Consider the following 13,742-nt stretch of genomic DNA (forward strand, 5'->3'; position numbering starts at 1 on the left):
ACGGGAAATCGATCGCGGTCGGCAGGCCTGAGCGGTGTCGACCGCGGAAGGATGAGCCGCGATGAAGCGCGCGCGCGTCCGCTCCGTTGCCGGACAGGTGCCACACGAGCACGGTTACGCGCCGTTCAGGCGAGTCGAATTCAGATCCGCCGCCGCGTCCTCAGGGCGCCGCGTCTGCCGGCTCACGCTGAGCACTACAGTGTCTTCAGCTTCGAGATCTTCGTTCCTTCAAGCGTCACACCCGCCATCAACCCGCTGTTCGTCAGCACGAATGCTTCGATCGGCGCGGTCGCGGTGATGGTGTCGACATTGCCGTTCGCACCAACTTTCAGGACTGCAACTGATGCGTCGCCGCCTGCCGACCAGCCTTCGCTGCTACGGAACCGATTAAGCGCGTCCTCGGTCATGAACAGGAAAATGATGGCTTTCGATTGTGCGCCGATCTGCAGCCCGATCGAGCCGGTCGTGGTGCTGTAGTACCCGACGGTGCTGCCGGCCACGCGCAGCGAGCCTTCACCGTACTGACCGCCGATCCAGAAGCCGGCCGCGATGACCGATGGGAACACCAGCACGCCACGCGCCTTACCGACAAGTTCATGTAAGCCGTTGGCGCTGGAGTAAAGACGTGCGAGGGTCGAGTCGACACCCGCATCGATGGTGTGGCGTTTGTCGGTCTGGTGGCCGCTGGCGTCGGATGTTCCGGTCATCGTGCAACCTGAAACCGCGAGGGGAAACAGCCAGGATCGATCCCGGCGTACCCCATAGAAATGTTCGTCGTAGCATCATCGTCTCCTGATTGTTGCCCGAGCTTTCGAGGCTACGTCAGGACGGCCACGGATGCGGTACGACAGCGTACAAAGGCGCAACATCCGCGTTGTCCCGCGTCGCGTTCGGCTTCGCGGCACGTGCAGCGTGTGCGGGTGAATGTCGGTCGATGCCGCGCAACCGGTCCGTCTCCGCAAGCGTCCTTCACCGTACAGACACGCCATCTCGTTGTCGGGACGATGTCCTCTGCAACCATCCGTTCGTTCGTGCGTGACCTGTACACGCACATCGACGTGGTTCACGTCAGCGGTGAATGATTCCGTCATTCGTCTCCGGTCGATCAAACGAAGCAACGTGCCTGGATCCGACCGGCAAGGAGAGCAACATGCGTGCGTCTGTCTACGTCTGTCTTGCGGCTATTGCGACCGTGCTTGCCGGATGCTTTTGGGTACCCGGTGAGGGCTATCGCGGCGATCGAAACGGGGGGTATGGCGGTGCGTATGGCGGCAATCACGAAAGCGGATGGAATCGAGGCGACACTTCGCGCGACCACATGAATCATTCCGGGCGTTCCGATGACCAGGGGCCGCATGGGGCAGGGCAACGGGAAGGATGGTAGGTCAGGGCTGCGGGCGTCACATGAAAACAGCGTCCTTCCGGTGCGCTTCATCATGACCGATGCCGCGGCTCGGCAACGCACACGTCGCCGTGTCGAAGTTCTCCTTTCATATCCCGTTGTACGGCGATTCTCCCAAACAGATCGATCGGAAGAAACGACCGGCAGTCGCCATGGATGGCCGGGCCGCGTCGTTCGCCATTCGATCGCGTCGTTTCGCGAAGCTGGCGCCCCGGATACCCCATTGCTCACGTCCTGCCAGACTCGAGCAGGTTCTTCAGCGCCGCCATTTGTTCCTTCTGCATGTTCAGCAATTCAGTACATTGCTCCTCGCGCAACCCGTCCAATTTTTCATGGAGCAACATGATCTCGAGTTCGGCCTTCAGATTGATTTCGTAATCGTGTTCGGCAGAGACCCGGTCCTTGTATGACTGCCGGTTCTGCGCCATCAGGATAATGGGTGCCTGGATAGCTGCCAGCATCGAGAGAAACAGGTTGAGCAGGATATACGGGTAAGGATCGAAGGCCTTGCTGTACGTTGCCAGAATCAGCGAATTCAGACTGACCCAGGCGACCATGACGACGACAAAGCACGTGATGAATATCCACGACCCGCCGAAGGCGGCAACGGCATCCGCTGCGCGCTGGCCGCGCGTTGCCGCTGCATCCAGTTCTTTCGTGGGGTCTCTCGCGACGTGCTTTCGCTCCGAGATGAGATGTGCAACATTCTTCGTGCGCTCGTCCAGTGATTCATAGGGGACGCCAAAGAATTTTTCGGCAAGCTCCGCAGGTTTACGCATGTTGCTCTCCGCGCGCGGTCGCACAATCAGAACAGAATAGAACCGCAGTCAGGTCATTGCAAAAGGCTGGTTGCTCGGCAACCGCGAAGCAACGAAACCGAAACGGCCCGAACAGCGGCCTCTCCCGGTTTCGTTGCCATCCGACCCAATGGACAAAGTCCCGCGCGATCCCGCACCCTACCGGAACCGGAGCGGTATGAACAGGCTGACGCCTGGCGCCGACTGCGGCGCATAAACCACGGGTGAGAGCGAAGTCCGAGCGTGGCCGACAGCCAGGAACAAATTGCAATAGAAACGGGAACAGCTTTACGGAAAAGAGCGGCAGCGGCTCGCGGATTCCATTTGGATCATTTTAATTTGACATAATGGAATCTCTCGTCTGAAACGAGTAGTCGCGGAGCATCCGAGTCTGGATCACCAGCACCGACTGGCCAAGAATACCGCTCGCTTAATTGTTCGTTATTCTGAATCGAATAATCCATCTACGTCCAGATTCAGCGCGAATAGTCAAAAAAATGAAACGGCGAATCTTCGAACGATATCCCGCAGACCCGCCGGAAACGGTGGATTACGACGGCTGCTTCCCGGCTCGGCAGTTGTCGACCCATTCCCATGCCATGTCGTACGGGATGATCGCATCGGGACCATTCTTGGCTACGAAATTATTCTGCCACTTTTGTGTACACGCGTTTTCTTCGGTCGGCCACGCGTTGCGATCCTCGGTAGGGGCCGATGAAGAGGGCGACGCGGATGCTGCTGCATTGTTGCCGACAGGCGGGAAGCGTTGCTCACATTCCTCTGACCACTTTGCTTCTTGCTGACCACTAACGTCCATCGGGTCCGGTGGCGTAGCGTTTCGAAGGTCGCGGATACAGGCTTTCACCTTTTTGCTATGCTCAAGGGTTGCGAGCGTGTTCGCTGTAGTCTGTGCTTCTTCTGGCGTTGGTACCCGCGTGCCCATTTGCCATACGTCGTGGCTGATGAGTTCGCCAGTGTTGGGATCGAATCGATCCTCGGCACCGTCGAGTTTGTCGTTGGAAAATGATGAGCGGTAGATGACGCGCTTGCCATCGGGTGCATAGCGGATCATTTGCCCGTTGGCCGCACCGTTTTCATAGTGTGCTTCCAGGAGCGTGTTTCCGGTCTTGCCGTCGTACGTCTTGACCGTGCCGTCGAGCCATCCGTGCTTCCATGGAAATTCCCCGATGAGCTGTCTGGTCGGTGCGTAGTAGACCTTCTCTGCCCCGTCCGGCTTGCCGTTGCTAAAATTGACATCTAGGACGGTACGATCACCGGTGTTATCAAAGACCTGCATCGAGCCGGTGAGTGCAGCGCTGCTGAACGACATTTTCATGCGAACGGTATCCGATTGCGGCGCCTTGCAGACGACATCACCATCGAGTATGCCCTCGGTCACCTTTGCATCGCAGAGGAACTGATGGATGGCCATCGGACTGATGCCATCACGATAAGCTTCGGGCACGACGTACGCGCTGCTTTGCATCATCCGTTGGTAGCCCGGCTGGTTATTCAGAATGTCGGGGACTGGCACGTTTGTGACTTTTCCGGAGAACGGTGAGTTCGCGTCACCAGCATAGACCTTGCCGTTGACGATCTGAGTGTTACGGTAGTCGAGGGCATCGCCCTTGCAGCCACTGAGGATGAGGGCTGCGAAAGCGATCGCAATTGGTACTGCGAGACGTTGGCGAAAGTGGGTGGTTGCCATGGCTGGAAATATGATTGAAGACGCGATCGTGACGCGGTGGTTTGAGCGACCGCGGGTACAAAAAAACCGACCGGCGAGCCGGTCGGCTGAAATGGTTCTGGCTATCCGAGGGGGGTACATGCCAGAACCCAGGCCAAGCATTGCAAGCTGTTTAGTTCAATGCGGCGCGGCGACGACCGAGTTAAGTGCGGTCAACAAGGTGCCAGGAAGATCGGATGCGAACTGCAGGGATTTGTCGGTGTAAGTAGACGGGTACAGCCAGCCGACCTGCAGTCGTCCAGCGCGAAGTGCAACGACAAGCTTGGCGCCGAGGGCGAGAGGTTGGAGTCGAGCGTTCCCCGAAGTCAGTGCCGAAATATCGGCGGTCGCGAAGTCGAGTACCAGCACATTGGCGTTTCTGGCGTATGCGGACCACGTGCCAAGCGTGTTGTCGACGACGGCGCGATGATCTGCCGACAGCTGAATCGTGCCCAGTCCGACATTCAGTCCGGCCATAGCGATGCCGACAGCCTGTTGAACCGAGTTGTACGTCGTAGTCGAACTGCCGGACGTCATGACGATCGTGTTGCCGTCCATATAGGCGGGAACTCCACCGCAGACCAACCCGCCTTGCACAACAGCGTTGTCACACATCGGAACGGATACCGGCAGTACGACGCGGTCGGCCGAATAGGTCTGGATGCCGAGGTATGCAGTCGTGCCACTCGGGAATATGGTGCCGGTCAATTGCGATGCATGAGCGAAGTCATAGAAGCCCGGTACGGCAGGCGCGGCGAACGACAAGGGTTGGCCGGACAGGTCAACGGAACGTGCCTCATACGTGAACCCCATACCCGATACCGGGTCGGAGCCGGATAGCGTCGCGCCGATACGCGAAAGAGGCAGCGGGGTGAGCCGCTGAGTCTCCGAGACGAGGTTCGACCACGTTCCGTCTTTCTTCAGCGCGTACTCGCCGGCAAGCCCGTCGTATTTGTCGCCGTTGTACGCACCGAGACCGACATTGGTCCAGTTGTCGGTTCCGGCCGGCAGGTTTTCCTGTCGATCGGTCTGCAGGGCCCCATTGACGATCTGGCGGACATTGCGAACCAGCGCTTGATTGGTCGAGCCCGGCGTCGGGTTGTATCCGCCGAAGAACGAGATCAGGTAATCGACAAAGCTGTAGGTGGGTTTGGCGAGGACCTGCGAGGCGTCCGCGATCTGGTAGACCGGTTTTGCCGCTTGGGTGGCTAGATCGTCCTGAGTGATCGCCGTCACGCTGCCCTTGGCGACCATGGCGTTCAGGGCATTGCGAAGCGTCGCGGCATCGACCGCGCCCTTGACCGAGAAGGTTCCGAGCTTGTCCACGATCTGCGCTGCGAGCGCTTGGGTCGCCGCATCGCTGTTCGCGAGGTAGTCGGCATTCGGATCGACCTGTTTGCCAAGCAGGTTTTGCACGGCAGCGATGGCCTGCGGGTGGCTCAAACCGGTCTGCATTTGGGCGCCAACCAGTGTCGTGAGCGGACTGATAACCTGCGATGTCGTGGGTTGGATGACCTGCGACAGCGTGAAGGTGGCGGGGAACTGGAATCCCGCTGGGCGAGACTGGTCCTTGGTCGTCGGTGTGACCTGGACGAGTAGCGTTTTTCCGGTTGTGTCGCCGCTATACGGAATCGAGAACTGGCCGGTCCCGTCCGTGACCGCCGTGGGCTCTCCAGAATCACAAACCCCGTTGTTGTTCAGGTCCAAGCAGACCGTTGCACCGACCAGGTAACCGTCGATGGCTTTACCGGTGACCGCAGGTGCCGGCGTTGTCGGCGTGCCTCCGCCCCCGGGTGACGGCTGACTGGGGCTAGAATTGCCGCCACCGCCGCAGGCGGCAAGGGCGGTCGCGACAGACAGGCCCAGGATGTGTTTGCTGAACCCCGTATGTTTTTTGGCTTTCATTGCTTTCTCCGTTTGACGTGCTCGTCCCGTACGGATGGGCACATTGGATGTAGTGTTTACTCGACAATTCAAGGCGCACGGATATAGCTGGATCGATACGAGCTCGAACCAGCAGGACGCTCGAGGCAGCCAATGGACGTCGTAATGTAGATTATATACGTCTATAATTGAAGTGTTTACAGCGTCGTTAATCAGTCGACGGGCGGGCATCCTGCACGCCATGGCTACTAGGCGCTCAACTTCCGCTGCATCAAGACCTGCCCCGATCTCGATTGCTCTTGGCAAGCGAGTCAAGGAGTGTCGACATGCGGCCGAGAAATCTCAGGAAACATTGGCTTTCGAAGCGCACGTTGACCGCACGTATATCTCCGCGATCGAGCGTGGTATCGCCAATCCATCTGTCGAAACGCTCGCGAACATCTGCTACGTCCTCAATGTGACGTTGGCCGAACTCTTTGCGCCGTTGGATGGCGTGTCGCTGAAACCGACGGGAGAGCGCCGAGCGAATGCGGCGACGCCGCCGGAAATCAAGCGGCAGCGTCTGCGTTAACGGTCACCGCCTCGAGTTGCCTAGACGGCGACTATTCGCTAGGCGGAGTGCCGTTCAATAATCGCCAGGTAGCAGAAGCGTTGTCACGGACCGATCCCATTCAGTAATGAGCCAAACGGTCTGTCCATCAGCGAGGACATAACTGGACAGGATCCGTGATCCAGCATCGACGGCCAGTTCGTTTTGTTCCCGATCGGATTCAGATAGATCTCCCCAGTCCCCGCAGGCGTGTCGGATCAACAGATTGATGATCGAGACGTTCGCATTGGCGACGACACTCAGCGCGGCGGGTGTGGCAAGGACTCGGCCGAGCTTGAAGCGCGGGCCGGGCAGACGGTTGGATGTCGAATTCATGGTGTTCTCCAGTGAGTGGACGAGCAACGGCCTCCAGGCTTGGCTGGATGCGAGGACGTCCGGGGGAATTAAGAAAAGAGAACCGGGCGAAAGCCCGGTTTATGCCGGCAGGTTGAGTTCGGCGAGTCGCCGGCGAAGTGCCAACGCTTTGGCTTGTGAACAGCCGAGGTGGATACGGATGTCTGCGACGGTGGGGCGGACCAGACCGGCCGCAACGTCGTGCGCGAGTCGAGTCACCGCGTCGTCAGGCCGTGTCACGATCGACGGCCTTTCATTCGGATCGTCTAAATTGCGACTAACGGTCTCACCCGTTTCCATCATCGAACTTGCCGCCGCGACTGTGGGTACCGCCGTAGTCATGGCTGCGACGACCGGGATTTCCATGGGAGTCGCGTCACGGGACGTCGCTTCGGCAGAAGAGCGCCCGAGCACGATGACCCACAGCAAACAGGCGGCGCTTTCCAGTACGGTCGCGAACGTCAACCCCGACAGCAGATCGACACGCGCAGTCGTCGCACCGAGTAACGCCGCGAGTCGCGACGTGACCGGATCGACGAGTAACGCGTCGCGCTGATCGGTGACTCGATCGCGTTCGGCTTCGACGTGTCGCACCTCGTCGGCTTCTGCGTTCAGCGCGTCAAGTTTCGCGACCAGCGTCACGTGGCGTGCCTCTTGCATCACGCAGTCACGACGACACCGTAGTGCGTCGATTGTCGCGAGCTGCTGCATGATCGTGGCCCGATCATCCATGACGACGGTCAGGCTACGGCGCGGTGCGGGCGGGAAAGCAACTGCAGTGGCCATCCGCCGGGCACCTGCATGCTGCTGGGCAAGCAGAAAGAAGGTGACGTGGCCGTAACAGGCGGTTGCCATGCATGCCAACCACAACAGGCCGCCGATCACTCTGACGCCAAGCGGCTTACCTCGGATGAGCGCCGGCAGTAGATGCGCGCTCGTGATGAGCACCACGCCAATCGCGATCCAGATGAGCCGTTCCGGCCACGTGCCACCGCGTTGCCAACCCGCCAATACAGACAGACTGAGCGCAGTGGCCGTGGCCGACATCGCCAGAGCAATAATCCAGCGAGATGACCGCATCATGCTGCCTTGCCGCCCAGCAACACGGCTTTGCGCTCGAGCTTGCCGCGCAGCGTCGCGGATTGACCGGTATCGTCGCCGCTTCCGGTATCCGGATGGCCCGCCGACTCGGGATAGAACTCCTCGGCCACGGCGGCGCGTTCGTCAGGACTGTCTTCGAACGCGCCATTCGCGAAGCCAGACCGTGCTGCCGCGTCGAGTGCGGCCTGATCGAACCCTGCCGCTCGCCGCCGCGCATCGAGTTCGCGCGCCTGCATCAGCGTGTCTTCGAGCGTACTGCCCGATCGCACGCCTAGATCGACGTAATAGATTGCGGACCGATAGCTCTGCGTGGTTGATTTTCCGCGCAGCCGAAGCTCCAGCGACAGACTGGCGAGCAGGTTGCCGGACACGGCACGGAAGTAGTGCAACCGAGCGGCAAGGGTGCGAATCGAGTTGTACGAGGTGGTGCGGAAGATGAACGAACCCATCTCGTCTTCGTCGCCAACGATCACATTCAGTCGCGCATAGGGCTTGCAACCGCCCTGGCGCGCGAAGGCACAGCCGTCCGGCGACGGGCAGGGTAGGTTTTCGATGCCGGCGTCACCCGCGCGACGACACGTTTCCCCGTTGCCGACGCACACCGGCCGCCCGGTGTCCCGGTCGAACAGGCTGTAGTCGGCACGCAGGTTGAGATCCGGATCGTTGAAGAGCATGCGGACCGGAATCGCGCGGAGCTTGCCGGACGCCGCCTTGCGCAGCGTTTCATTCAGTGGATGCAACATCCACTCGCCACGCTGTTGTACCTGGGTGGTGAGCGTGAACTGGTCGTCCTTCTCGGGAATGCGCTTGCCGTTTTTCTCGACGATGCGACCGATGGAGATGCGCCCGACAACGGGCGGAGTGATAGCAAGACCTTTGAGCATGATGGCCTCTAAGCTGAATAGGTAAAGTGGAGGGATGCGATTTCGAGTTGCCGCACTGGCTACCGAGCGAAATGTGCTTCGAGCTTGTCGTGGATCTCGCGCGCGACGCCTTGCCAGGCTTGAACGCTGATCATCGGGTGAACGCCAAATTGCGCTTGCAACTGGTCGAGTGGCACCGTCGCAACCCGCTCGGCATGCTTGCTGAGCGCGTCCATGACGAACGCCTGGGCAAGCGCGCCATATCGTGAAAAAGTCATGATGTCGGTGAGACATTCGAGATTTGTCATGGTCGGTAGGGGTTAGGTAGAAATGAGGAAGCGCCGAGAACCGGGCTTCGAGATGGCGTATTGCTGTTCGAGCGAGGGGTGATCGGCCAGTAGCCGCTCCAGATCGATCGACGACGAATCCTTGCTGCGCTTGAATGAGACCGAGCCGGTTTCGAACAGGGCTCGCGTGGCGTCCCCCATGGCTTCCTGGATTGCCTGCTTGAACTGCGCCTCGAGCTGCTGGCGCGTCTCGATCTCGGTCCGTACGACGACCAGATCGGCAAACACGGAAGACAGGTGACGATCACCGCTGAAATCGATCGTTTCGCCGTTGCCGGGATACAGATGGCGTAGGGCGCGATCGGCTGACTCCGATCCGTCTGCGGGCGGTGGCGTATCGCTCTCCACGAAACGCCAGAAACGGGCTTCGAGTTCGACCAGTCGCTCGATCAATGCCTCGTCCCGTTCGATCCGATGAACTTCCAGTGCCTGGCCGCACAACAGGACGGCGACGTGTGCAGCAGATTTGCCTGTTACTGCAAGCTGATGCTGAACCTGAATTTGTACGTACTCGGGCACGCCTTCCCGCCAGAGCCGGGCCCCGAACTCTCCCGCTGTCTTACATTCGAGAATCTGGACGTCGGGCACGCCAACGATCTCCCGGTCGAGGTTGGCGAGCATGAAAGGGATCGTCGGGTGACGCAGCACGGCGTTGATCCGTCGAACTCGATTGCCGGTCTGCTTGGTGTAGGACGCGGCGACAATAGGTTCGAGTAACGTGCCCCAGTAGGTCGGCGAACTTGTGTCGTCCGGATCGGGCCCGGGCAAACCGTCCGCGCGGCCGGTCTTGTCGAGCCATAGCTCAAGCGGACTCATATAGGGATTCAGGCCCACTGCTGCCGCGGCGTCCGATCCACCAATGCCGGTGCGTCGAACCGCGAGCCAGTCCTCGCGCGATAGCTCGGCGGTTCTGGCAAGCTTCAATGCAGGGCGTCGCGAACGAACGCGACTGGATGGTATGCTCATGAAACCTCCAGAAACAGAACGGCCCGGCAGGCGAACCTGACCGGGCCGGGGTGAGTGAATACGAGACGGGAGCTATACGACGAGCTTGAGCGCTTCGTCCCAGGCTTTTTGCTTGATAAGCGCGCCTTGCCCGAACCATGCGGCATCGCGCCGGTGGTCGTCGCTGCGAGCGCGGCGATGGTGGTCGACATACTCGGTGATGCTGTTGAGCAGCCCCCAAGCCGTACCGGATGCGGAGGGCAGCTGCGCACCTTTGCCGCGCCCGGCATAGAGTTCGCTCACCGCACGGAGTGCCCGTTCGTTGACTGTCGTCCCGTCACGCTCGCCGGGATTCGTGACGGTGTAGGTCAGCACCCGCCGGAAGAAGGCATCGGCAGCCGAATCGGTTACCTTGCGCTCGGCCATCGCCTTCGTGCGGACCATGAATGCATCCCACGACGACACGGCGATTCCGAGCTGACGTTTGACGGCGGTGGCATCGAACTGCGAACGATGGGGTACCTTGACGACACCCGTGCCGTCACCGAGCGCGATCGCCAGCGTGTTGTTGCAGACAACTCGGACCGAGGTGAATTGCGCCGTCGTGGCGAGTGTGCCATCACAGGCGGTCGCCAGCAGCAGATAGCCTTTGACGTTATCCTTACCCTTCAATATGCCGGATTGACCGGTGTTGGCGAGTGCCCAGAATTTGCGACCCTCCTTGAGCACGCCAGCCGTTTCGAGTTCGAATCCGCCGACTTCCGTCAGGTCTCGGTAGAACTCGAGGATCTCGCGGGGTTGGACGACCTGATAGCGCGCGGAGACAACGGACAACGGTGCCTTGGTATCCGACCGATACAGCACCTTCTGGTCGGGAAAGGCGTGGATCGAGCCGATGCCGGCGGAGCCGGACACGTACCGGACTTCGGACGATTCGATCGACCAGTTCATACCGGCGCGATCGGCCCAGACGTCGATCGGTTGGTTGGCGGCGAGGCGGTTGCCGAGACCGTGCCAGGGCTCTCGACCGACGTAGGCCATGGTTTGGAGGAGATGCATTGAATACTCCTTTTCGATAGAAATGGCATAGCGCCCGACTAATGTCGGGCAGATTGGTTTGAATGAGCGGGGAGCGGAAGAGGCGGATGGCGAGAACGACTGCCACGACGGCGGTGATCAGCGGTATTGCGCGCCGAAGGTGTGACCGCACGATACGCACCGGTAATTGTCGAGAAGACTGTCGTCAAGTACGCCGCCGACAGCGGAACCAGCGACCGAGCCGGCTGCGCTGCCAATCAACCCGGCGATGACGGCGCCCGTCAGGCCACCGAACACAGCGCCAAGCGGACCACCAATGGCACCGACGGCCGCGCCCGCCTCGGCCCCGGACAGCGCCATGGCGACACCGCTCGTCGCGCCGGCGACGCTGCCAAGCGTACTGCCAGCTTTCCGGCCGACGTTGAGCACGTCGACATGGGGGGAGTCACATTGAGGACAGGCTCGTGTCTCTCCGCTAGGCGACAGAGCCCCTGTCGCCCACGCAGGCGCGTACGAGAAGTGAGTGGAATCGGTAGCTGTTGTTTTGGACGAATGGGGCGTAGCCGGGAACGACGATGGAGAGTCGAGAGGTTCGTTGCGTGCTGGCGATTCAAAACGGCGTCGAAAGGATTGGGTTTCGAACGATTCACTGTCGTCGGGAAATGGATCGGGTAAACAGCGAGTGGGGTAGTCTGATGTCTGAGAGGATGTCGGCGGCGTATGTCGAAAAGCATGTAGTGCGTGATCAGGGTAGGGGGTTTGGGCTTCCCATTCTTCGATCGTTGGATCGAGTAGCTCGTACTGAACCGGGGAGGTAACGGTGATAGGTGTAGGCGACGTTGGGGTGGGCGTTGGAGTTGCGCGCCGCCTGAGAAACAGCAGGATGCCGGTAGAGATAAGAATTGCGACAACGGCATTGCCAATGGCGAAGGTAAGAATGGGATGCATGGGGAGTTCCTGAGCGAAGTGCGCCGATGCGGGAGTGCAGCGGTGGAGCGGCTGTAGCCAACCGTACTCAGATAGGTCATATGTGACCGAGAAAATCTACATTGACGCGAGAACACGAACGATAGGATGAGGAGGGCCGTGATTGACACGAGACAGGCTAGGCGTGACACGTCGGTCGGCTGCGGTGTGGCCGCCAAATGAACAAGCATGCCCTTCCCCTTGGGGCTTGCGGTTGCTATTTGCTGTGTTGCCTCCTTCAATTCCCGGCCCCATTCGACGTAGAATCGTCTGATAATTCGGTGGCTCGTTGCCGCTTGGGGTGTCGGAACAGGTAGGAATTTACGAGGACGTAGATGCAAGAGGAAGACGAGTTGCAGTCCAGGGTCGACCGCTGGTTAGGCAAACTGTCGTTGATGAGGCTTGCTCGCCACCAAGAAATCCTAGAGACCAATGCGGAGCTCCACACGGCCGAAGTCAACAAACGAGTTCAGGTAGCTAAAGCAGAGGGCTACGGTGAAGGAAAAGACGACGGTGACTCAGTGGGCTTCGATCGTGGCCTTGAGAAGGGGCGCGAGGAGGGGCAATTGTTGGAGCGCGCGGAGCAGGCGGAGGCTGCACGGCAGCGGGAGCAAACGGAGGCTCGTAGGCGGCAGCAGGAGGCGGCCGAACGTGCGCGCTGGCTCGTTGCCGACAAGCCAATTGGTATCGACGAGCGCATGTCAAGCGAGATCCGTCAGGACGTCGTCTCGTGTACCGGGCAGAATGCCCGTGATCGACAATGGGACATGATCTTGTCGAATCACCCGGCGACTACCGACCGCCTGGGGCGAATCATGCGGGTGGACCGTGGCCCAGCGTTCTCCGGGGCAACGAGCACTGAACCCTGGCAAGACCGAAGGCAAAACGGCGGCAACCCAACGAGTAAAAGGCGCAGGTACGGAACGCGACCAAGCGCCTATCTGTGCGAGTTCGGTTGACTATTCAGCGAGCCCTTATCGCCTTCTCCGACGCAAGCAGTGGCGCGTTTCCCCGCTTCTTGTACTTGCAGGCAGGGAAGTTGGAACAGGAACGAAACTCCCCATAGGGGCCGTTGCGCAACACCCGAACCCCTTGCTTGCACGAGGGGCATTCCTCCTCCTGAACGACCTGGTCGTCGGTGTCGGTGATCGACACCGCGCCGTCCTGCTCGAGTTCCCGCAAGAAGCTCGAACGCTGACCGCGTGCCGTGAACATGGCCCCACGCTGCGCCGCGCCCTAGTCAGGGCCACGTAGAACAGTCGGCGCTCTTCCCCGTCCGGGTAGTTGTCCCCGGCGGGCATGGCCAACGCCAGTACTGGATCGTCAGCGCGCGTGTTCGGGAAGCTACCGTAACCAAACCCATGTGGGAGCGCTGAGCTTCAGCAACGTGCCCGACGTTGTCCATAGGGCTTCTAGGACGGTGGAGCCGGGTGGCGATGTTGATTGGCATGGTTTGGCAGTGCTCTAAGATGCCTACATCACGCCTACACAGGCTTGATAACATATTTTCTTTTTAGGGTGTTACTCTATTAACGTATTGTTTTTAAATGTATTTTTTGTGTCTTGACTCGCGAATCTTGCGGATCTCGAGTTCGCGGATGCAGGTGGTGGCGAGCGAGTAACTCATGCGTCGCGAGATGAAAGGTGTAGGGAAATCAAGGTGATGACGGCCTGGCGATGCGTTTGATATCGACCCGCGCAGGCATCGGGCGGCGGCACGAGCGGGCGGG

At 60.0% G+C, this 13,742-nt stretch carries 13 protein-coding genes and 1 pseudogene; 2 read left to right on the forward strand and 12 right to left on the reverse strand.

All coding sequences use genetic code 11. The annotated features are described in order from the left end of the window. Window positions 1-194: 194 nt before the first annotated feature. From ACTJLD_RS11145 to ACTJLD_RS11160, 4 genes and pseudogenes are all read right to left on the reverse strand, one after another. Window positions 195-783 (reverse strand): annotated as a pseudogene (locus ACTJLD_RS11145) (BPSL1445 family SYLF domain-containing lipoprotein). Window positions 784-1,629: 846 nt separating this feature from the next. Continuing rightward, window positions 1,630-2,181, reverse strand: a complete 552-nt coding sequence (locus ACTJLD_RS11150; RefSeq protein WP_234743373.1) for a DUF1003 domain-containing protein — start codon at window positions 2,179-2,181, stop codon at window positions 1,630-1,632. A gap of 568 nt (window positions 2,182-2,749) precedes the next feature. After that, window positions 2,750-3,907: a toxin-antitoxin system YwqK family antitoxin gene (locus ACTJLD_RS11155; RefSeq protein WP_431642881.1), complete on the reverse strand. Its 1,158-nt coding sequence runs from the start codon at window positions 3,905-3,907 to the stop codon at window positions 2,750-2,752. Between the two features lie 156 nt (window positions 3,908-4,063). Beyond that, window positions 4,064-5,830 carry a hypothetical protein gene (locus ACTJLD_RS11160; RefSeq protein WP_431642883.1) on the reverse strand — a complete coding sequence of 589 codons (1,767 nt, stop codon included), beginning with the start codon at window positions 5,828-5,830 and terminating at the stop codon, window positions 4,064-4,066. Window positions 5,831-6,050: 220 nt separating this feature from the next. Here ACTJLD_RS11160 and ACTJLD_RS11165 point away from each other — a divergent pair, with 220 nt between their 5' ends. Continuing rightward, complete coding sequence (locus ACTJLD_RS11165) at window positions 6,051-6,380, forward strand: helix-turn-helix domain-containing protein (RefSeq protein WP_124470067.1); 330 nt, start codon at window positions 6,051-6,053, stop codon at window positions 6,378-6,380. 54 nt (window positions 6,381-6,434) lie between these two features. Here ACTJLD_RS11165 and ACTJLD_RS11170 read toward each other — a convergent pair whose 3' ends face one another. The 7 genes from ACTJLD_RS11170 to ACTJLD_RS11200 all read right to left on the reverse strand — a co-directional run bounded on the left by ACTJLD_RS11170 (window position 6,435) and on the right by ACTJLD_RS11200 (window position 11,994). Beyond that, window positions 6,435-6,734 (reverse strand): hypothetical protein, encoded by a 300-nt coding sequence (locus ACTJLD_RS11170; protein WP_124470068.1) that lies wholly within the window; start codon window positions 6,732-6,734, stop codon window positions 6,435-6,437. Window positions 6,735-6,833: 99 nt separating this feature from the next. Further along, the gene (locus tag ACTJLD_RS11175; protein ID WP_431642888.1) at window positions 6,834-7,832 is read right to left on the reverse strand and encodes a hypothetical protein; all 999 of its coding nucleotides are present in this window, start codon (window positions 7,830-7,832) and stop codon (window positions 6,834-6,836) included. Then, window positions 7,832-8,737 (reverse strand): recombination directionality factor, encoded by a 906-nt coding sequence (locus ACTJLD_RS11180; protein ID WP_431642885.1) that lies wholly within the window; start codon window positions 8,735-8,737, stop codon window positions 7,832-7,834. The genes ACTJLD_RS11175 and ACTJLD_RS11180 overlap by 1 nt, the downstream gene beginning before the upstream one ends. A 59-nt stretch (window positions 8,738-8,796) precedes the next feature. Further along, the gene (locus ACTJLD_RS11185) at window positions 8,797-9,024 is read right to left on the reverse strand and encodes a hypothetical protein (protein WP_440658746.1); all 228 of its coding nucleotides are present in this window, start codon (window positions 9,022-9,024) and stop codon (window positions 8,797-8,799) included. A 12-nt stretch (window positions 9,025-9,036) separates the two neighbouring features. Further along, the gene (locus tag ACTJLD_RS11190; protein ID WP_440658747.1) at window positions 9,037-10,029 is read right to left on the reverse strand and encodes a YqaJ viral recombinase family protein; all 993 of its coding nucleotides are present in this window, start codon (window positions 10,027-10,029) and stop codon (window positions 9,037-9,039) included. Window positions 10,030-10,101: 72 nt separating this feature from the next. Beyond that, on the reverse strand, window positions 10,102-11,067 hold the full coding sequence (locus tag ACTJLD_RS11195) for a DUF932 domain-containing protein (RefSeq protein WP_431643453.1): 966 nt from the start codon (window positions 11,065-11,067) through the stop codon (window positions 10,102-10,104). A 117-nt stretch (window positions 11,068-11,184) separates the two neighbouring features. Further along, a complete protein-coding gene (locus tag ACTJLD_RS11200; RefSeq protein ID WP_431643451.1) occupies window positions 11,185-11,994 on the reverse strand; it encodes a hypothetical protein in 810 nt (269 codons plus the stop codon). Window positions 11,995-12,347: 353 nt separating this feature from the next. Here ACTJLD_RS11200 and ACTJLD_RS11205 point away from each other — a divergent pair, with 353 nt between their 5' ends. Further along, entirely contained in the window at window positions 12,348-12,971 is a 624-nt protein-coding gene (locus tag ACTJLD_RS11205) for a hypothetical protein (RefSeq protein ID WP_431643449.1), read from the forward strand. 4 nt (window positions 12,972-12,975) lie between these two features. On the opposite strand, the gene ACTJLD_RS11210 is transcribed toward ACTJLD_RS11205, so the two are convergent. Beyond that, complete coding sequence (locus ACTJLD_RS11210; protein WP_431643447.1) at window positions 12,976-13,227, reverse strand: topoisomerase DNA-binding C4 zinc finger domain-containing protein; 252 nt, start codon at window positions 13,225-13,227, stop codon at window positions 12,976-12,978. Window positions 13,228-13,742 lie beyond the last annotated feature (515 nt).

The sequence above is a fragment of the Burkholderia sp. 22088 genome (assembly GCF_052045915.1).
GTDB classification, from domain to species: domain Bacteria; phylum Pseudomonadota; class Gammaproteobacteria; order Burkholderiales; family Burkholderiaceae; genus Burkholderia; species Burkholderia cepacia.